This is a genomic window from Azospirillum melinis (assembly GCF_013340935.1).
Taxonomy (GTDB): domain Bacteria; phylum Pseudomonadota; class Alphaproteobacteria; order Azospirillales; family Azospirillaceae; genus Azospirillum; species Azospirillum melinis.
In genome coordinates, this window is sequence record NZ_WHOS01000002.1 from 174,628 (window position 1) to 194,923 (window position 20,296).

Annotated in this window: 15 protein-coding genes; 7 read left to right on the forward strand and 8 right to left on the reverse strand. The window is 68.3% G+C overall.

Going from position 1 to position 20,296, the window contains the following annotated elements:
- Positions 1-46 precede the first annotated feature (46 nt).
- The 7 genes from GBZ48_RS02475 to GBZ48_RS02505 all read left to right on the forward strand — a co-directional run bounded on the left by GBZ48_RS02475 (position 47) and on the right by GBZ48_RS02505 (position 7,114).
- Positions 47-613: a histidine phosphatase family protein gene (locus tag GBZ48_RS02475; RefSeq protein WP_174469553.1), complete on the forward strand. Its 567-nt coding sequence runs from the start codon at positions 47-49 to the stop codon at positions 611-613.
- A gap of 136 nt (positions 614-749) precedes the next feature.
- Positions 750-1,433, forward strand: a complete 684-nt coding sequence (locus tag GBZ48_RS02480) for a DUF6655 family protein (RefSeq protein ID WP_174469554.1) — start codon at positions 750-752, stop codon at positions 1,431-1,433.
- A gap of 33 nt (positions 1,434-1,466) precedes the next feature.
- Positions 1,467-1,904, forward strand: a complete 438-nt coding sequence (locus tag GBZ48_RS02485) for an EamA family transporter (RefSeq protein WP_174469555.1) — start codon at positions 1,467-1,469, stop codon at positions 1,902-1,904.
- Positions 1,905-2,297: 393 nt separating this feature from the next.
- Entirely contained in the window at positions 2,298-4,595 is a 2,298-nt protein-coding gene (locus GBZ48_RS02490) for a TonB-dependent receptor (protein ID WP_174469556.1), read from the forward strand.
- 82 nt (positions 4,596-4,677) lie between these two features.
- The gene (locus GBZ48_RS02495) at positions 4,678-5,364 is read left to right on the forward strand and encodes a Fe2+-dependent dioxygenase (protein WP_174469557.1); all 687 of its coding nucleotides are present in this window, start codon (positions 4,678-4,680) and stop codon (positions 5,362-5,364) included.
- Positions 5,365-5,375: 11 nt separating this feature from the next.
- Positions 5,376-6,038 (forward strand): tetratricopeptide repeat protein, encoded by a 663-nt coding sequence (locus tag GBZ48_RS02500; protein ID WP_174469558.1) that lies wholly within the window; start codon positions 5,376-5,378, stop codon positions 6,036-6,038.
- Positions 6,035-7,114, forward strand: a complete 1,080-nt coding sequence (locus tag GBZ48_RS02505) for an alpha-hydroxy acid oxidase (protein WP_174469559.1) — start codon at positions 6,035-6,037, stop codon at positions 7,112-7,114. Before GBZ48_RS02500 ends, GBZ48_RS02505 begins: the two co-directional genes overlap by 4 nt.
- Positions 7,115-7,135: 21 nt before the next feature.
- Here the strand turns inward: GBZ48_RS02505 and GBZ48_RS02510 are convergent, their stop codons facing one another.
- The 8 genes from GBZ48_RS02510 to GBZ48_RS02545 all read right to left on the reverse strand — a co-directional run bounded on the left by GBZ48_RS02510 (position 7,136) and on the right by GBZ48_RS02545 (position 20,227).
- Positions 7,136-8,749, reverse strand: coding sequence for a methyl-accepting chemotaxis protein (locus GBZ48_RS02510; protein ID WP_246306939.1), 1,614 nt, complete (start codon positions 8,747-8,749; stop codon positions 7,136-7,138).
- A 431-nt stretch (positions 8,750-9,180) separates the two neighbouring features.
- Positions 9,181-9,825, reverse strand: coding sequence for a response regulator transcription factor (locus tag GBZ48_RS02515; protein WP_174469560.1), 645 nt, complete (start codon positions 9,823-9,825; stop codon positions 9,181-9,183).
- Positions 9,825-11,345, reverse strand: a complete 1,521-nt coding sequence (locus GBZ48_RS02520; protein WP_174469561.1) for a response regulator — start codon at positions 11,343-11,345, stop codon at positions 9,825-9,827. The genes GBZ48_RS02515 and GBZ48_RS02520 overlap by 1 nt, the downstream gene beginning before the upstream one ends.
- Positions 11,342-16,387 (reverse strand): AAA family ATPase, encoded by a 5,046-nt coding sequence (locus GBZ48_RS02525; RefSeq protein WP_174469562.1) that lies wholly within the window; start codon positions 16,385-16,387, stop codon positions 11,342-11,344. Before GBZ48_RS02525 ends, GBZ48_RS02520 begins: the two co-directional genes overlap by 4 nt.
- A gap of 87 nt (positions 16,388-16,474) precedes the next feature.
- A complete protein-coding gene (locus GBZ48_RS02530) occupies positions 16,475-17,431 on the reverse strand; it encodes a helix-turn-helix transcriptional regulator (RefSeq protein ID WP_174469563.1) in 957 nt (318 codons plus the stop codon).
- 207 nt (positions 17,432-17,638) lie between these two features.
- Positions 17,639-18,445 carry an alpha/beta fold hydrolase gene (locus GBZ48_RS02535; protein ID WP_174469564.1) on the reverse strand — a complete coding sequence of 269 codons (807 nt, stop codon included), beginning with the start codon at positions 18,443-18,445 and terminating at the stop codon, positions 17,639-17,641.
- A gap of 187 nt (positions 18,446-18,632) precedes the next feature.
- Positions 18,633-19,613 carry an alpha/beta hydrolase gene (locus tag GBZ48_RS02540; RefSeq protein WP_174469565.1) on the reverse strand — a complete coding sequence of 327 codons (981 nt, stop codon included), beginning with the start codon at positions 19,611-19,613 and terminating at the stop codon, positions 18,633-18,635.
- Between the two features lie 17 nt (positions 19,614-19,630).
- Complete coding sequence (locus GBZ48_RS02545; RefSeq protein ID WP_174469566.1) at positions 19,631-20,227, reverse strand: helix-turn-helix domain-containing protein; 597 nt, start codon at positions 20,225-20,227, stop codon at positions 19,631-19,633.
- Positions 20,228-20,296 lie beyond the last annotated feature (69 nt).

Consider the following 20,296-nt stretch of genomic DNA (forward strand, 5'->3'; position numbering starts at 1 on the left):
CCGTGCCAAGCTCCGATCAGCGGCCGCACCACCGAGGGAGACGCGGATGCCCACCCCATGCCGCCGCAGCCTGATCGCCCTGTCCACTGCCACACTGCTCGCCGCCCTGGCCGGCGCGTTTCCCGCCGTGGCACAGGACACGGCCGGGCTCATCGTGCTGATGCGCCATGCGAAAGCACCCGGCACCGGCGATCCGGCCGGATTCAGACTGGACGACTGCGCAACCCAGCGCAACCTCAGCGAGGATGGCCGCACCCAGGCGGCGCGGATCGGCGGGCGGCTGCGGCAACTCGGCATCGATGAGGCGCGCGTGCTGTCCAGCCAATGGTGCCGCTGCCTGGACACCGCCCGCCTGCTGGATCTCGGCCCGGTGAAGGAATTGCCGGTCCTCAACTCCTTCTTCGGCCAGCAGGACGAGGAGAAGGAGAGGATCACTCAACTCCGCCAGTTCCTGGCCGACCTGCCGCGCGACGGCAAGCCGGTCGTGCTGGTCACCCATCAGGTCACCGTCACCGCCCTGACCGGCATCTTCCCGGCTTCGGGCGAGGCGGTGCTGCTGCGGGCGAACGGCACCCCCAACCCCAAGCAGGTCGACCGACTGACCGTCCCCTGATCCGTGCGATGGGGGTGGGTAGTACCGCCCTTCGTGGCGGACCTGGACATCTGCGCCGTTGACCGGACGCCCGCCGTCGGTCTGGATAGGCCGCCCAACGCGGCTGATCGCCGGGAAGATGCCAGGAAAAGGACTGATGTTCGGTGGGCAAACCAAATATTCTCACAATGCAGAACCGACCCATGACGGCGCATGGCGCCGGCTTTACCGGATCGGGCTGCCGCTTCTATTGAGCATCGTCGGATTTGGACTGGCCGGCTGCTCGACCTCCCACGTCACCACCCCTGCCCGCTCCGCCACCGAACAGTTGCTGATCTCCACCGCGGCCGATCAGGCGGCGGAACGCCTGGCCGGCAGGCTGGCGGTGCAGGGAAGCATCTATGTCGATTCCGCCGGTGTCGAAGGCTACGACACCAAATACGCCGTTTCCGCCGTGCGCGACGCGCTGCTGCGCCATGGCGCCGCCATGGCCGAGAACCGCGACAAGGCGGCCACCATCGTCGAGTTGCGGGTCGGCGCCCTGTCGGTGGACAGCGAAAGCTCGCTGCTCGGCATTCCCAGCATCGACATTCCGATGCCGGTCGGCGGCAACTCCTCCACGCCGGAGATTTCGCTGTTCAAGAAGGAGTTGACCCAGGGCGTCGCCAAGATCGCCGCCACCGCCTATGACAGGACTTCCGGTACTCTGGTATCTTCCAGCGGTCCTCAATACGGCTTCTCCAACCGGGCGGAGTGGGTGCTGCTGTTGATGCTGAGCTGGGACACCAATGACCTGCTGCCGCCCGACACCCGGCCCGACCCGAAACCCTGGGACAACTGACCGGACGGAAGCGATCCGAAGGAAACCAAGAGAATGACCGGTGACCTGTTTCCGTCCTGGATGCTGTGGGCGCTGCTGTCGGCCTGCTTCGCGGCGTTGACCGCCGTCTTCGCCAAGATCGGCATCGAAGGCGTCGGGTCCGACATGGCGACGCTGATCCGCACCGCCGTCATCTTCGCGATGCTGATCGGGATCGTCGTCTCGTCGGGCCAGTCGCTGTCGCCGTCGGCGGTGTCGGGCAGGACGTGGCTGTTCCTCGTCCTGTCCGGTCTCGCCACCGGGGCCTCCTGGCTGTGCTATTTCCGCGCGCTGAAACTGGGGCCTGCCTCGCAGGTGGCGCCGGTCGACAAGCTCAGCGTCGTGCTGGTGGCGGTTTTCGGCGTGCTGTTCCTGGGTGAAAAACTGTCGGCGCCGAACTGGCTGGGGGTCGTGCTGATCGCCGCCGGGGTGATTCTGCTGGCGTTCAAGTGACACCGGTTTCCGCACCCGAAAGGGCTACCTCACCAAGTCCTGCGCGAATGAAAATCATTCTTATTATCATAGTGACTTTTCGGCAACATTGCCGATTTCCACCCCGAGACGCCCCTTTCCGCCGACATCGACCCGCCACCGCAAGCACGCGTCATCTTATTGATAATTAAACATAAATCTCATAACGCGGCGCAGCCTGCCGCCGTCGCGACCCGGACGGCCAACCACGCGCATTCGGCGTGAAAGCCTTTCCGTTCGCCCGCGGCGGCTGTTGGCCCGCCCTCCAACTCAGAATGCCTCTCAATCTCAGCTGTTGCAAGGCAGGCCTATCCCATTGGTAGAAGGCGCTCCAGCGATCGTCCAATCCACCTTGGCGCATTTCGGGAGAGCTTGATGCGACAGACCACGTCCCCCCATGGACTGAGACCCCTTCTGGCAGGTGCCGCCGCCACCGCCAGCCTTGCCATGACCTTCGCTTTGCCGGCGACGGCCGATGCGCAGGCCACCGGCACGGGATCGGGAACTCCGGGGACCGGTCCGACGCCGCAACGGTCCTCCGGCGACGCCTTGCAGCTCGATTCGATCAAGGTCGATGCCGCAGCACCGCAGACCGGCAACGTCAACACCGCCCCGACCGGCGTGTCCCGCCTGCCCGACACGGTCAAGGACACGCCCCGCGTCGTCAACGTCGTGCCGCAGGAGATCATCGAGCAGCAGCGCGCCACATCGCTGGAGCAGGCGCTGCGCAACGTGCCGGGAATCACCATTTCGACCGGCGAGGGCAACGGCGGCCAGAACGGCGACCAGTTCCGCATCCGCGGCCTGACCGCGCGCGGCGACATCTACACCGACGGGCTGAAGGATTTCGGCGTCTACACCCACGACGTCTTCAACACCGAGACGGTGCAGGTCTTCAAGGGCCCGTCGGGCAACGGCTTCGGCGTCGGCAATTCCGGCGGCGTCATCAACCAGGGCACCAAGAAGGCGTCGCTGGTGCAGAAGGCCAAGGTGGAGCAGTCGGTGGGCAGCGGCCCGACCTATCGCACCACGGTCGACGTGAACCAGCCGCTGAGCGACACCGCGGCGCTGCGGGTGAATGGCCTCTACCACACCCAGAACGTTCCCGGCCGCGACGATGTGGATGCCGACCGCCGCGGCATCGCCGCCGACCTGGGCCTCGGCCTCGGCACGCCGACCACCTGGCATCTGAACTATGCCTTCCTGAAGGGCGAGAAGACGCCCGACATGGGGCAGCCGATGGTGCAGGGGCGCGACGGCATCTTCCGTCCGGCGGCGGAGTACGGCCTCAGCCGTTCGACCTCCTATGTCCGCACCCTCGACCGCGACGACACCGAAAACCACATCCTGACCTCGTCCTTCGCGCATGAGGTGAACAAGGCGCTGTCGGTCTACAATGACTCCCGCTTCAGCCATTACGAGCGCAACATCGCCGCCACCACCCCGTCGCCCCTCAGCGGCGCCGCGGCGACCCAGTTCCTGGCCGGCCGCGATGTGGCGCTGAGCTATGGCGCCGGCGGCGGCATGGCGTTCAAGCAGCAGGGTTTCGGCGTTCAGAACGTCACCGGCGCCAAGGTCGACGGCGATCTGTTCGGGCTGCGCCATTCCCTGAACGGCGGCCTCGACGTCAGTTATCAGCGCGACAAGCGCGAGACCGGCACCTGGGTCAACCGGGTCAACAACCAGACGGTCCGCAACCCGACGCGCAACTACTCCGCCAACACCGCCATCATCTATCCGGAAAGCGGCGGCCGCGAGGCCAGCGTGACCAACGCCGGCCTGTTCGTGACCGACCGCATGTGGCTGTTCGACACGCTGTCGGTCCAGGGCGGCCTGCGCTGGGACTATTTCCGCACCAGCTTCGGCTCCGCCTCTCCGACCATTGCCGGCGGGCAGGCTTCCGACCGCACCTGGAGCCCGTCGGTCAGCCTGATCTATGAACCGACCAAGGAGTCGTCGGTCTACGCCTCCTACTCGCGCTCCTACAAGCCCATCGGCACCGACATCGCCGCCGCGGTCACCAACGGCACGGCGGAGACGCCGAACGGCGCCCGCAGCTTCGATCCGGAACAGACCGACCTGTACGAGATCGGCGGCAAGGCCGACTTCCTGAACGGCCGGCTGGGCGTCAGCGGTGCCATCTTCCAGGCGGAAAAGACCAACACCTATTCGGTCGATCCGGCCACCGGCACCGTCACCGACGGCTTCTCCGAAGCCGGGCTGGGTGTCCGCATCCGCGGTTTCGAGGCCAGCATCAGCGGCAAGCTGACGGAAGGCTGGAGCGTCTACACCAACTACGCCTATCTCACCGGCAAGGTGACGGAGTCGCGCACCAACGCGGCGCTGGTCGGCCATGCCGCCCCCAACGTGCCGAAGCACAATGGCAGCCTGTGGACGACCTACGAGTTCGATGCCGGCAGCGTCGGCAAGTTCACGGTTGGCGGCGGCATGCAGGTGGCGTCGGAATACTGGACGGACAGCGCGAACACCGGCCGCCTGCCCTACACCTTCTCGGCGGATGCGCTGGTGTCCTACGAGTTCCGCAACGTCTCGGTGGCGCTGAACGGCTACAACCTGACCGACCACCGCAATTACACCTCCGCCTTCAACGCCAGCCGCGCCGTGCCCGCCTCGGGCCGCACGGTCATGCTGACCGCCGGGCTGACATTCTGACCGGTCACCGCATCGCTTGAAAAACCGGCCGGACCGCTCCCGTCACGGGCGGTCCGGCTTCTCTTGTAAGAGGAACCACCCCATGCTCCTGCAGATCCCCGACATCCTCACCGCGGATGAGATCGCGCAGTGCCGCACGGTGCTGGAGGGATCGCCCTGGGTCGACGGGCGGGTCACCGCGGGCGACCAGGCGGCAGGCGCCAAGCGCAATCTGCAAATCCCGGAGGAGAGCGACACCGCGCGGGAGCTTGGCACCGTCATCCTGCGCGCGCTGGCCCGCAGCCCGGCCTTCAATTCCGCCGCCTTGCCGCTGCGCGTGCTGCCGCCGATGTTCAACCGCTACGACCACGCCATGACCTACGGCTATCACGTCGACAACAGCATCCGCACGATCCCCGGAACCGGCGGCATGCGCATGCGGGCCGACGTGTCGACCACCATCTTCCTCAGCGATCCCGAGGAGTACGAGGGCGGCGAGCTGATCGTCGAGGACACCTACGGTACCCGGTCGGTCAAGCTGCCGGCGGGGCACGCGGTGGTCTATCCGTCCAGCAGCCTGCATCAGGTCAGCCCGGTGACGCGCGGATCGCGCTGGGCCTCCTTCTTCTTCACCCAGTCGATGGTGCGCGACGACGGGCTGCGCACCATGCTCTACGACCTCGACATGGCGATCATCGAACTGCGGCAGGAACTGGGCGACGGCCACCACGCCGTCCTGTCGCTGGTCAACCATTACCACAACCTGCTGCGCCGCTGGGCGGAGGTGTGAGGACGGTTCCGATGCGCTCCACCTCCCGCGGCATCAGCCCGGCGGATACCCTGCTGGCGCTCGGCCAGTCCTGCCTCGACCGCGGCGAGGGCGGGCAGGCCTTCGCCTGGTTCCGCAGCGCCGCCCGCGGCGGCGACGCCCGTGCCATCAACCTGCTCGGCCGCTGCCATGAACATGGCTGGGGCGTTCCCGCCGATCCCATCGAGGCGGCGGCCCATTACCGCAAGGCGGCCGATCTCGGCGACGGCTGGGCGATGTTCAATCTGGCCGACCTCCATTGCCGCGGGATCGGCGTCGCCGGGGATGACGAGGCCGCCTATCGGCTCTATGCCGCCTCCGCCGCCAAGGGCAATGCCAAGGCGTTGAACATGCTGGGTCTGTTCCACGAGAGCGGGCGCGCGGTGCCGGCCGACGAGGCCGCGGCGCGCGCCCTGTTCAAGGCGGCCGCGGAGGGCGGCGATTGCTGGGGCCGCTTCAACCATGCCCGCCTGCTGATCGGGGACGGGGCGAGGGAGGAGGCGCTGCGCTGGTTCCGCTTCGCGCTCGACAGCGGCTTTCCCGACTTCTACCGCAGCATGGCGGCGGCCCTTGCCCCGCATCCCGATCCGCAGATCCAGGCGCTGGCCGCCGAGGCCCTGAGGTTGGCCGAAAGCCGGAAGGAGGATTGCCGATGATCGTCCCGCCCGACACCGTGTCGCTGTCCGACTATGAGCGGCATTTCAACGGCCGGATCGATCCGGCGACCCGCGCCTACATCGCCGGGGCCGGGGCCGACGGCATCACCCAGCGCGCCAACCGCGAGGCCTTCGACTGCCTGCGCCTGATGCCGCGCGTCCTGCGCGACCTGTCCGGCGCCACCGCCCGGTCCGAACTGTTCGGGGAAGTGCTGGATTATCCCATCATCCTGGCGCCGATGGCCCATCACAGGTTGGTCCATCCCGACGGCGAACTGGCGACGGTGGAGGCCGCCGGCCTGACCCGCAGCTGGATGACCGTCAGCACCCAGGCCAGCGTCCGGGTGGACGAGATCGCCCGACGGGCGACGGCGCCCCTGTGGTTCCAGCTCTACAGCCAGCCGCGGCGGGAGGACACGCTGACCCTGGTGCGGCGGGCGGAGGATGCCGGCTGCAAGGCGCTGGTTCTGACGGTGGACGCGCCGGTGAACGGGATGCGCAACATGGAACAGCGTGCCGGCTTCCGCCTGCCGCCGACCATCGCCCCGGTGAATCTCGCCGGCCTCGCTCCCGAAGATTTCCGCCCGCCCCGCCCCGGCAGCCCGGTCTTCCAGGGCATGCTGCACGCCGCTCCGACCTGGGACATGGTGGCGTGGCTGTGCAGCGAAACGGGCCTGCCCGTCCTGCTGAAGGGCATCCTCAATCCCGAGGATGTGGAGCCCGCCATCGCCGCCGGGGCCGGCGGCCTGATCGTCTCCAACCATGGCGGCCGGACGCTGGATACCCTGCCCGCCAGCATCGACGCTCTGCCGGCGGTGGCGGAACGGGCGGCTCGCCGTCTACCGGTCCTGATGGACGGCGGCATCCGCCGCGGCACCGACATCCTGAAGGCGCTGGCGCTGGGTGCCGACGCGGTGCTGGTGGGCCAGCCGGTGCTGCATGCGCTGGCCGTCGGCGGCATGGCCGGCGTCGCCCACATGCTGACCCTGCTGCAAACCGAGCTGGAGGTCGCCATGGCGCTCACCGGGCGGCCGACCCTGCCGGACATCGACTGCTCGGTGATCTTCAGCACCTGATCGCGGCGCTTGATCGCGTCGTCATGCCGCCCGAACATGGCGGAGGAATTCCTCCGCCTGATCGCGCAGGGACAGCGCCCGCCGGCCGAGGTCGGCGGCGGCGGCACGGACTTCGGAGGCCATCACGCCGGTCTCGTGCGCGGACTGCGAGACCTCCTCGATGTTGTGGGTGACCTCGGTCGTGCGGTCGGCGGCGCGCTGGACAGACTGGGCGATGTCGGCGGTGGTGGCGCTCTGGTGGTCGGCGGAGACGGCGATGCGGCCGACAAGGTCGCTGACCGACAGCACGGTGCGGCCGATCCCTTCGATGGCCTCCACCGCATGACCGGTCACCGCCTGGATTTCCGCCACTTGGCGGGCGATGTCGTCGGTGGCGCGCGCGGTCTGGTTGGCGAGCGTCTTCACCTCGCCGGCGACGACGGCGAAGCCCTTGCCGGCCTCCCCCGCCCGCGCCGCTTCGATGGTGGCGTTCAGCGCCAGCAGGTTGGTCTGGGCGGCGATGTCCTGGATCAGGGTCACCACCTCGCCGATCTTGCCGGCGGCGGCGGCCAGCCCGTCCATTGTGTGGTTGGTGCGGGTCACCTCCTCCACCGCGCTGCGGACCATGCGGGCGGACTCCTCCACCTGCCGGCCGACCTCGCCGATGGAGCTGCTCATCTCCTCCGCGGCGCCGGCGACGGTGCGCACGTCGTCGCTGGCCTCGCCCGCCGCGGTGCTGACGGTGTGGGCGCGGACGCTGCCGGTCTCGGCGATGTCGTGCAGGCGCTGGGCGTTGGCCTGCAACTGCGTCGTGGTGGCGCTCAGCACGCCGACGACGCCCAGAAGCGAGCCTTCGAAAGACTGCGCCACCTCCTCCATCGCCGCACGGCGTTCCTGAACCGACCGCGCGCGCTCCGCCGCCTGGGCCTCATGCAACTGGGCGACCTCCAGCGCGTTGTCCTTGAACACGCCGAGCGCCCTGGCCATGCCGCCGATCTCGTCCTTGCGGTCCAGCGCCGGGATGGCGACCGACAGGTTGCCGCGCGCCAACTCCTCCATCGCGACGCGGATGCCGGACAGCGGCCGGAACATGCGCCGCGCCAGCAGCAGGCAGCCGGCGGCGACCAGCAGGGTCACGATGGCGCTGATGACCGCGATCATCGCCTGGGTATCGCGGATCGCCGCGAAGAATTCCGCCTTCGGAATGCCGACATAGAGGATGCCGACGACACGGCCGTCCGGCGCCTTGATCGGGTCGTAGGCGGTGTAGAAGGGCGTGCCCAGGATGTCGGCCTGCCCGCGATAGGGCACCCCGCGCCCCAACACCGCGTCGTAGACCGGCCCCTTCGCCAGCGTCGTGCCGACCGCGCGGCCGCCGTCCGGCTTCAGCACGTTGGTGGCGACGCGGCGGTCGCCCATGAACAGGGTTGCGGTGCCGCCGACCAGACGCTTGACCCGATCAACCGGCTCAAAGAAGTCGTTCAGGGCGCGCTCGCCGGCAAGCAGCTTGCCGTCATGCGCATCGAACGCCTGCCCATACTGGTTCAGCACGTCCCAGGCGACGCGCATGTTGGTTTCCTGCCGCTCCATCGCCACCCGGTCGGCATAGCTGGTCAGCAGAAATTCATTTACACCGAATGTAGAGAACGCAAGCAACAGCAGCCCGCCGCCACAGAGCATCACAGTCTTGCCCGCAAGGGACAATGCCCTGATCGTCATACCCAACCCCCGATTTAATTCCGCCAACGGCGCCTTGTTCTTCTTTTGCGGCGCATGCCCTTTCCGGCACCCATGTCAGGCAGGAAAAACGGGAGAATGCTTAAGAAATAGTTAGAATAAATTCCTGTTTTTGCTTCGGGCAATTGTCTCAGTCATACGGATTGATCGAAGGGCAACGATCACTTCGAAAGCTTCGTTCAACGAATTGGCTACCGCTGCGCCATCGTTGCCGGCCGAGGCGGTTGATGGGGAGGATTCCGTCGCCGGCCATCGCCGTGACAGTCCGTGACGACGGATCTATGGAAATAGTCATATGACCAAATCCGACACGCCATGGAGGTTCACAGGCGAAGGCTGACAGTTGCCCTCTATTGGGTCCGGCCGGTCGCGGTCAGGCTGTCGACGATGCGGACCAGTTCCACGACGGAGCGGGCCTCCATCTTGCGCATGGCCTGACCGCGGTGCAGCTTCACCGTCGCCTCGCTGAGCCCGAGATCGTCGGCGATCTGCTTGTTGCGCAGGCCGGAGACCACCATCAACGTGATCTCGCGTTCGCGCGGGGTCAGCGTGTCGAAGCGGGTGCGCTGGGTGGTCAGGCTGCGTTCCTGGCAACGGCGCTCGCCATGGGCGGCGATGGCGGCATGGATGGCGTCCAGAAGCTCCTGGTGATGCACGGGCTTGGTCAGGAACTCGAAGGCTCCGGCCTTCATGGCACGCACCGACATCGGCACGTCGGCATGGCCGCTGATGAAGATCACCGGCAGGCTGTTGCCGGAACGCGCGAGTTCCGCTTGGAAATCCAGGCCGCTGCGCCCCGGCAAACGCACGTCCAGCACCATGCAGCCGACGTCGATGGCCGGCCGCTGGTCGACATACTGCTGGACCGAGCCGTAACTCCTGACCTGCAGGCCGACGGAATCGAGCAGCCCTTCCAACGCCTCGCGGACGGCTTCGTCGTCGTCGATGATGACGACGGTTTCGGGCGCCGCCACGGCCTCCGCCTTCCTCACCATCACTTTCCTCCGGGCGATACGGGCAGCACGAATTCGAACACGCTCCCGCCCGACGTGCCGGGCGTCGCGGTCAGCCGTCCGCCATGCAGTTCGACAATCGACCGGCTGATCGACAGGCCCATGCCCAGCCCGTCGGGCTTGGTGGTGTAGAGTGCGCGGAAGATGGCGTCGATGTCGGTTTCGACGATGCCCGGCCCGCTGTCCTCGACCCGGACGCGGAGCCAGCCGTCATCGCTGCCGGTGACGATGCGCAGGCGCCGTTCGGGCAGATCGTCGGCGGACATCGCCTCGATGGCGTTCATCACCAGATTCAGGACGAGCTGCTGCAACTGCACCCGGTCGCCATGAACCCAGGGCGGACCGGCCTGCAGATCGGTTTCCACCGTGATGCGGGCGCGGCGCAGTTCCGCCCGCACCAGTTCCAGCGTGTCGGCCGTCAGCGCGCTGATGTCGACCCAGCCGGGATCGACCGGAGTCCGGCGGGCCAGCGCGCGGATGCTGCGCACCACGTCGCCGGCCCGCTGGGCGTCGCGCACGATCCGCTCCACCACCATGCGGGTCTTGTCGAGGTCGGGCTGAGGCTGCGACAGGTGCTGGAGGCAGGTTCCGGCATTGGTGACAATCGCCATCAGCGGCTGGTTCACCTCATGCGCGACGGCGGCGGCCAGCTCTCCCATCATGGTCAGCCGGCCGATATGGGCGAGATCGGCCTGGGCCGTGCGCAGGGCCTCTGCGATCCGGCGGCGCTGGGTCAGATCGCGGAAAACCAGGATCGATCCGACGAGATCCCCACGGTCGTCGATGATGGCGGAGCAACGCTCCTCGACGACGATCCCAGCCGGCAAAGCGCCCGCATCCCCGCCGCGCGGCAGCAGGCGGGATTGCCGTTCCGGCGGGGCGAAGTCGCCGCTGCGCAGGACGACGGCGGAGAAATCCTCCAACGGCTGCTGCGTTTCCTCGTCGACCACGACGAAGACGGCGGACAGCGGCTGGCCGGCGGCGTCCGCGGCGGTCCAGCCGCTCATCGTCTCCGCCGCGCGGTTCATGAAATCGACCCGGCCGTCGCGGTTGCACAGGATGACGCCGTCGCGGATGCTGGCCAGCGTCGCGGCATAGCGCCGCTCGCTGAGGCGCAGCCTGGTGTCGCTGGCATGCTTGTACAGCGCCATCTGGATCACGGTGCGCATCTGCGGCTCTTCGAAGGGCTTCAGCAGATAGCCGAAGGGCTCCGTCAGGCTGGCGCGATGCACGATCTCGTCGTTGGCATAGGCGGTCAGGAAGACGATGGGGATGCGGTGGGCGTCGCGGATCCGGCGCGCCGCCTCGATCCCGTCCATCTCCCCTTCCAGGCGGATGTCCATCAGGACGAGATCGGGCTGCTGGCTGCACGCCATCCGGACGGCATCCTCGCCGCTGGCAGACATGCCGACCACCACATGGCCCATGCGGGACAGTTGATGCTGAATATCGCGCGCAACGATGCGGTCGTCTTCGACGATCAGAATGCGTGCCGCGATCATTGACTTCCCCGATTGCGCCCCTTCAAAGGAAAGGTAACGATGAATTCTGAACCTGCACCCGACCTGTACTTCAATGCACCGTGCAACTGACTGGTCAAGTCCGAAACAAGTTGAAAGCCTACGGACTCCATCCTATCGGGATCGCATCCTTCGGGCAAGCCCACGCCGTCGTCCCGGACGGACAGGCGGCAATCCTGCCCGTCGGTGGTCAGGGCGATCCGCAGAACCCCGCCCTGCCCGCCCGGAAAGGCATGCTTCAGCGCGTTGGAGACCAGTTCGTTGACGATCAGCCCGCAGGGCACCGCACGGTCGAGGTCCAGCTTCAGGTCGTCGAGCTCGGTTTCCAGCCGCACAGCCCCGGCATTCCGGGAATAGGCGCGCAGCAGATGGGCGCAGACCGATTCCAGATGCTCGCGCATCGGCACCCAGGCGAAGTTGCCCAGGCGGTAGAGGCTTTCGTGCACCAGCGCCATCGAGCGCACGCGGTCGCGGCTGTCGGCGAACAATGCTGCCACCGCCTTGTCCTCGATGCGACGGGATTGAAGGTTGAGCAGGCTGGTGACGAGCTGGAGGTTGTTCTTCACCCGGTGGTGGATTTCCTTCAGCAGCGCGTCCTTCTCCTCCAGCGTCGCCGTTTCCAGCGAGGCCGCCGCCTGGGCGCCGAGCAGGGTCAGCACATTGACTCGCTGCGGAGTGAAGGCGTAGGTCGCCAGCGCATTCTCCAGATGCAGCAGCCCGACGACACGGCGGCGGCGGACCAGCGGCAGGCACAGGATGGAGCGCGCCTCCGTCTCCTGGAAATAGGGATCGGCGGACAGCGGGCCGGCGGCGCGGGTGTCGTCGACGATCACCGCCTCCTGGTCGCGGACGGCGCCATGGATGATGGTGTGGGGCAGCGGGAAGCGGTCGGCATCCTCCTGCACAAGCCGGACCGACACGCCATAGAGGCCGATGGTCGCCTCCGCCTCCACCCGCAGCCGTTCGCCGCGGGCGAGGATCAGCAGTCCGCGGCTGGCGCCGGCATGTTCCAGCACCAGGGTCAGCAGGGTGGTGGTCAGCTGTTCCACGCCCGCCTGATCGGAAACGGTGCGCAGCGTCTCAAGGAGAGAGGCCAGATCGACCCCATCGAACCCACGCGGGGCCTCCGGCATCACCGCCTCGCCCGACTCAAGGGTCAGGGAGGGATGGCGGCGGGCGAGCTGCCGGACCTTGGCCGTCGCCCCCCAACGGCCATAGCGGTCGGCCGCCTCGCGGATGCAGGCCAGCTCCAGCGTGGGAACCCCCATCCGGCGGTAGAGGCCGGCGGCGCATTCATGGGCCAGCGCCTCCACATGCGGCAGGGCGTTGCGGCGGGCGGCCAGAACGGCGCGGTCGTAGCCGCGCATCGCATCCTCGATCCGCCCCTGCGTGCGTGCCGCCTCCGCCTCCGCCAGGGCGAAGCGCGCGTCGAAGCTGTCGGGGCTGTGGCCGGCCCATTCGCGCAACTGGTTGAGATGGCGGGACAGGGCCACGGCATGCCGGGCACGCTCCTCCGGCTCTACCCCATCCATCGACCCTGCCCTGGCCAGGGCGGCGTGGAAATGGAACTCCGCCATTTCCCAATGGCCCGAGGTGGTCCACAAAAGCCCCTCGGCCCGCTCGGCCGCCTCGACCGCCGCCGCCATATCGCCGGCGATGCAGCGGAGCTGGAGCGTGCGGATCCAATGCCAGCAGGTGGCGATGTCCAGGCTGGGGTTGGCCAGCAGCCGCGCCTCAAAGGCGGCATTGTCGAAGCCGCGCCCGTCGAAGGAGCCGAGTTCGTCGGTCCGCCCGCGCAAGGCGCGCACAAGCTGCAACTGGGTGGTCAGGATGTCGGCGCACAGCCCGAACTTCACCTGCCGCACATAGGCGAGCCGCGCCTCCGCCGTGCGCTGCACCGTCGCCAGCGGATCGCCCGACGCCAGCATGCTGGTGACCAGCGTCACGCTGGTGAAGCCGCCATAGGTGACGTCGCCGGCCTCCCGCGCCTCCTCGAAGGCGCGCAGGAGCAAAGGCCGCTCGCTGCGGATGTCGCGGGTCCAGGGCACGACATGATAGGCGAACGTCATCAGTACCCGCGCCCGGTAGCGCGTCCGCCCGTGCCGCTCCGCCAGATCGTAGCCGAGCCGGCCGAACGCGTAGCCGGCGTCATAATCGCCGAAATAGGGGCCGGCCATCATGCCGAGATAGGCAAAGCCCAGGGCGGAGGCGTCGCTGCGTCCATGCTGGAGAGTCAGGTTCGCCATCCGGCAGAGGATCAGGCAGACGAGGTTGCGGTCGCTGAAGAAGGCGGGCGGCAGGGCCGCCGCCAGCACGTCCAGCGTCGCCCGGCTGTCGGGATCGTTCACCGCCGACAGCGCCGCCAGCGAACTGATCGGCCGGCCGCCGATAGCCGCGCGCAGCCGCGCATATTCCTCATGGGCAAGGGCGGCCGGCGGGTGGGCCGGCCAGTCGATGCCGGCGCCGCGCAGGTAGGCGAGGCAGGCGTCGATGGCGCGGTCGCTGCGGTCGATGGCGGTGTAGACGGTCACCAGCAGGGCGGTTATGGCGGCGCGGTCGGCCGGACATCCGCTCCGCCCGACCAGCCCGAGAAGCCGCAGTTCCGCCCGCTGCAGATCGCCGCTGAGGAACTCGCATTCGGCCTGGAGATGTTCCAGCGCGAAGGCCAGACGGTGCCGCCGCTCCCACTGGCCCCCTTCAAGCAGGCGGAGGCCGGCCAGCGCATAGGCGAGTGCGGAGCCGTGGGCGCTGGCGGCCTTGGCCTGATGACCGGCGGCAAGGTGCAGAGTTGCCACCTCCTCCCGCTCGCGCCCGTCCTGGATCAGGGAGAGACAGCGGTCATACTGCCCGACCAGCGCAAACAGCCGTCCTCCCGAAAGATCGGCGGCAAATCCGCGGTGCAGGGCGCGGGCGATGTCGAGATGGAGCCTGCTGCGCCCCTCGGCCGGAACCAGCGCATAGGCTCCTTCCTGCACCCGGTCATGGAGGAAGCGGTAGCCGCCATCGCTGCGCAGAATCAGCCCTTCGGCCAGAACCGGCTCCAGATCGCGCCCGGTTTCCGCCTCCGTCAGGCCGGCGGCAAGCGCCAGGGTGGCGAGGGCAGCGCTGGCGCCCAGCGCGGCAAGCCGGGCCAGCAGATCGCGCGCCCGCGCCGGGAAACGCCCGAGCCGTTCGGTCATCAACGTGGCGATGCTGGCGCCCGACCGGGCCGTTTCCACCGCCGCCATATCCCAGTCCCAGCGCTTCGCCTCGCGGTCGAACCACAGCCGGCCGGAGCGCTCCAGCGCGGTCAGAAGCTGCACGGCGAAGAAGGCGTTGCCGCCGGTCCGCTCCTCCAGCAGGGCGGCCAGCGCCGCCACCTCGTCGGGCTTGCGGTCCAGGCTGTCGGAAACCATCCGGCGCAGGTCGTCGGACGACAGCGGTCCCAGCGCGATCTCGCAGCAATCGATTTCCGCTTCGGCAGGCTCTGCCGCGGAACGCCTGATCCGCTCCATCAGGGCAGCGAGCGGATGGTCCGGCCCGACCTCGTCGCTGCGGTAGGCGCCAATCAGCAGCAGATGGCCGATACCGCCGTCGGCGACCAGCCGGTTCAGCAGATCCAGCGTCGCACGGTCCAGCCACTGCAGATCGTCGAGGAACAGCACCAGCGGGTGGTCGGCGCGGGCAAAAAGCTGGAGCACGCGGCGGAACAGCAGGTCGAAGCGGTTCTGCGCCTCCTGCGGCGGCAGCGGCGGCACCGGCGGCTGTTCGCCGATCAGCAGGGCGAGGTTGGGGATCAGCGCGGTCATTAGCGCGCCGCCGTCGCCGACCGCGTCGCCGAGACCGCGGCTCCACTGGTCGCGGTGCGGGACCGGCAGGGCGAGGAGGCGCGCGATCAGGCCGCGGAAGGCCTCCGCCAGGCTGGCATAGGGGAGGTCGCGGCGGCCCTGGTCGAACTTGCCGGCGGCGAACAGGCCGCGCGGCGGCACCAGCTGTTCCTCCAGCGCATGGACGACCGCCGACTTCCCCACGCCGGACCGGCCGGAAACCAGCACGATACCCATCCGGCCCCGGCCGGCGACACGATCGAAGGCGGCCTGGAGCACGGCCACCGGCTCCTCCCGGCCATAGAGCGAGGACGGCGGCTCCAGCCCCTCCGGCAGGTCGCGGCCGCCGGGCGGGAAAGCCGGAATGCTGCCCTGTCCATCCCAAAGCTGGAGGGCGTGGGTGAGGTCGCGGATCAGGCCGTCGGCGGTCTGGTAACGGTCCTCCGCCATCTTGGCGAGCAGCCGCAGCAGGATGCCGGAAATCCCCGGCGGCAGGTCGGGAGCATGGGTGGCCGGCGGGATCGGCGCGCGGGCGAGATGGCTGTGGACCCATTCCATCGCATCGCGGGCGGCGAAGGGCAGTTCTCCCGTGAACAGCTCGTAGAGCGTTACACCCAGCGCATAGAGGTCGCTGCGCCGGTCGACCGGACGGTTCATCCGCCCCGACTGCTCGGGCGCCATGTAGGGCAGCAGCGCCGCCGGCCACTCCACCTCCTGCCGCCGTGGGGCAGACAGGTCGGCGGCGCGGCCGAAGCCGGTCAGCCGCACCGCGCCATCCTCCCCGACCAGCAGGTTGAAGGGCCGCAGATCGCCATGCAGGATCCCGCGGCGGTGCAGCCGCGCCACCGCGGCGGCGATGCGGATCGCCAGGGACAGCCGCTGGCGGAATGCCCCGGCGGATACGGCAGGCGTGGACAGCGACAGCGCCGGCAGCGGCTGCCCGCCCGGATCGGCCAGGGTCAGCACCGGCACGGCGCCATGGCGCAACAGTTCGAGCGGCTTCACCGCCCAGGCGGGGTCGAGCAGCGGCGACAGGTCATGCTCCTGCCGCAGGCGGGCGAGCACGGCATCGGTGGGCACACCCGGTTCCGCCATGCGCGCCAGGATCGGAAAGGGCTGGCCCGGCCGCGTCACCCGCAGCAGCCGGGTTTCCCCATCGCCGCCAAGCGCGTGGGTGCCGGAGCCCGTCTCCGTCAGATGGTCTAGACTGGACTCCATGAAACGGCCCTTACCCAGCGCAGCTTCGGCAGGATAGCGGCATTCCGCCGCAGTTGGGGAAATTGCCGCGATGCGCCGGCAGGGCGATCAGGCACAGGGGATTTCGGCAGGCGCATGGGACGGGAGGCCCGCCGGCAGGACGGTATCGACACCGGCATTGCGCCGCCGCCAGCTGCGCGGCGAAATGCCGACCAGACGGCTGAAGGTGCGGGTGAAATGGCTCTGGTCGGCGAAACCGCAGGCCAGCGCCACATCGGCCAGCGTCTGGGATCCGTCGCGCATCAGCGTCTTCGCATGGTCGATCCGCCGGTGCAGCAGCCACTGGTAGGGAGTGGTGTTGGCGGTACGGCGGAAGGCGCGGACGAAATGCCCGACCGACAGCCGGCATTCGGCGGCAAGATCGGCAAGCCGGATCTCACCGTCGAGATTGGCAGCGATCATCTCCTTCACCCGCCTCTCCTGCCAGGGGGCCAGCATGCCCCCGGTCCTGGCGGCGCTCACCCGGCCATAGGCGGTCACGACGTGGGTCGCCAGCGCCGAACAGACATGGTCGAGATACAGCAGGCTGATCCGCTCCGGAAACTCCAGCGTCGGCAGGATGGCCGACGCCAGCGCCCGCACGGTCGGATCGTTGACCGGACTGCTGGGCGCAATCGACAGATCCTCCAGCCGGCCGCCATGGACGTCGGGGCAGGCGCTTTCCAGCGCCGTGCGGGGCAGATGGAAGGTCAGCGTGTCGAACGCCGTGTGCATGTGGCAATCGATCTTGCGGCGGTAGTCGTGGATCGAGGTCAGCCCGGCGATGTTGGCGGGCTTCTCCACCAGCCGGCCGTCGACCCAGACGTCGGAATGGAAATTGGACAGGTGATGGCTGACCAGAAAGGCATCCTCCGACGCCGGGCTGAAATGGCCGACGCCGCCCGCCATGCACCGGATCCGCGCGACCCCCACCGTGCCGCTGCCCGAGCCGAGGATCAGCACCTCCGGCTCATCCGGCGTCGGAACGTAACGCATCCGCAGATTGGACTGGTGGGCCGAGGCCATGGGGCGTCTCCGTTGGCTGGCGCGCGGCTTTCCACGGAGAGGAACCGCCGCCCGACTTGCCCACACAGGGTAAACGCGACCATGTGCCGCACACCACTAGACGCAGATTAACCCCGGCAGTGTTTAGGTCGAGCGACCCTAGACCTTGGTTTAGGTTCTCGACCTTCGATGCAGAATTTCCCCTATACGATCACTAAATTAGCAAATTCAGGAGAGATGGCGGTCGAGCGCCGCGATCACCGTTCCAGGCGCCGACATGTGGGGCAGGTGCCCGGATGCGTCCAGGATCTCCAGAACGCTGCCCGCCAGATGGTCGTGCAGATACTCCGCCGCTTCACGGGTCACCGCGGCATCCTCCCGGGCTTGCAGGATGACGGCGGGCACCGTCACCTCGGCAAGACGGCTGCGGACATCGCTGCGCAGCACGGTCAGCAGCAGCGACAGCGCCATGTCCGGACGCATCGCCCGCAGCGAAGCGGCGAATTCCCGCACGACCGGATCCTCCGCCGGGCGGGAGACGACCAGCTGGCCAAATTGGACCGTCCACCGCATGTAATCGTGCGTTGCGTTGTCGATCAGGGTATCGATGCCGGCGGTGTCGAAGCCGCCGCGATAGTCGCCGACATTGCGGTAGCAGGCCGATCCGCCCAGCAGGACCAGCTTGGCAAACAGGTTTGGCATCCTGATCGAAGCAAGCACCGCCACCATCCCCGCCACCGAATGGCCGATGCAGACGCACTTCTCGATCCAAAGGGTTTCGAGGATGGCCACCACATCGCGGGCATAGGCGTCCAGCGTGCCGTAGCTGGCATGGTCGTAATGCATCTGATTGCCGGGACCGATCCCGGCCAGATCGAACAGCACGATGCGATAGCGGTCCTGCATCGCCTCCACGACGTGGCGCCACGCCGACTGTTCCGTGCCGAAGCCGGGAATGAGGACCAGCGTTTCCGCCCCCGATCCGACCACGGAGACCTTGTGGCGCTCCAGAATCGAGGAACCGTTTTCGATCATGCCGAGCCCCCGATCAATCGCAATGACTGATGCAACCATAGTGTGCGGCGTGCCGGCAAGCAGGATTGCCGCCTGACCGGCCCGGCAGGCGAAAAATGATGCGCCCGCCCGGAGGAACCGGACGGGCGCGGCAGAAAATGGCTCGGAAACAGACGACCGGCGTTCAGCGGCACATTCCTGGGCACAGTCAGGGGCACAGGGCCCGGCGGACGGAGTCGGCGGCCAGGATCACCGCCTCTTCAGCCTTGCGGACATGGCGGGTCAGGCTGGCGAAGGAGTGGGGAAGAGTTTCGTGCAGGACCAGCCGGTGCGGGATCCGTGCCTGCTCCAGCCGCTGGGCGAGCCGCAGGCTGTCGTCGCGCAGGCAGTCCAGCCCGGCAGCGGCAATGTGCAGCGCCGGCAATCCGCGCAGATCGGCGAGCAGCGGAGCCGCCGCAGGGTCGCGGGTGATCCCGCCATGGCCGAGATACTGCCGCCAGTACCAGCGCATCCGTTCCGTTGTCAGGCCGAAACGTCCGTCGCCGAACAGCCGGTGCGATTCGGTGTCGAAATCATGGGCGAACATGCCGTAGAGCAGCAGGACGAAGGACAGCGGCGGCCCCGGCTCATCCCGCGCATCGAGGGCGAGGCCGAGCGCCAGATTGGCCCCCGCGGAATCGCCGCCGGCAGCGATACGCTCCGGGTCGAGGCCATGGCCGGCCCCATGGCGGACCACCCAGCGCAATGCGGCAAGCGCCTCCCCCCGCTGATGGGGAAAGCGCCGCTCCGGTGCGAGGCTGTAGGCGACGGCGCAGACCACGGCACCGCTGTGCCGGGCGAGCAGGCGCAGCAGCCGGTCATGGGTATCGATGGAATTGACCACGAAGCCGCCGCCGTGAAAGTAGATCAGCACCGGCAGGGGCCGGCCATCCTCCGACGCGCCCGGCGGCCGGATCAGGCGCAGGCGCAAAGGCCCTGCCGGGCCGTCCGTCACCACCTCCCGCACGTCAGCGGGCAGCGTCGGGCCGTTGAGGAAGACATGGTAGCGCTCCGCCGTATCGCGCGCCTCGGCCAGTGGCTGGCGCAGCGGGTCGGCGGGAAGGAGGCCGGCGCGGGCCGCCAGCGCGCCCAACTCCACCACCTGCGGATCGGGCAGGTGTCGCTGAAAAGGCAGGACGGTATCCGGCATCGCCACTCTCCCCACGGTCAGAGGATGTAGGACATGACGAGGTACAGCACCGCCTCGCCATCGCCGGAATTGCGGTAGCGGTGGGGGACGTCCGCCTCGAACAGGATCGAGTCTCCTTCCTCCAGCCGGTGCTCGCCGTCGGCAGTGGCGATGTCGACCTGCCCGCGGCCGACCAGGATGTTTTCGATGGTGCCGGGGGAGTGGCCGTCGGCGGACTCGTCGGCGCCGGGCGACAGGCGCAGTTCGTAGAACTCCACCTGCCGCTCGCCCTTCAGCGGGAATAGGGCGCGGGAGGTGAAAAGGCCGTCGCGGGAGGTCAGGCTGCGCTGCTCGGCCCGACGGATCACCGTGGTGCCGGCGTCGCCTCCGGTGCTGAGCAGGCTGGAGAAGGAAAGGTCCAGTGCCTTGGCGACCGTCCACAAGGTGCCGATGTCGGGGCGGTGCCGCCCCTCTTCTATCGCCATCAGGATGTGAGGGTCGCTGCCGGACAGCTGTGCCAGCCCGTCCACCGACAGCCCCTGCCGCCGGCGGAGACCGCGCAGATTGTCCCCGATCACCCCGACCAGATGGTCGAGAGACGGCGGGGCGGAGTGTTGAGCAGTGTCGATCGTCATGGCTCCGTTCTCCTGCGGCACAAATGACCGGAGCGACGAGATCGCCCCGACGGATCGGGGAGATTGAAC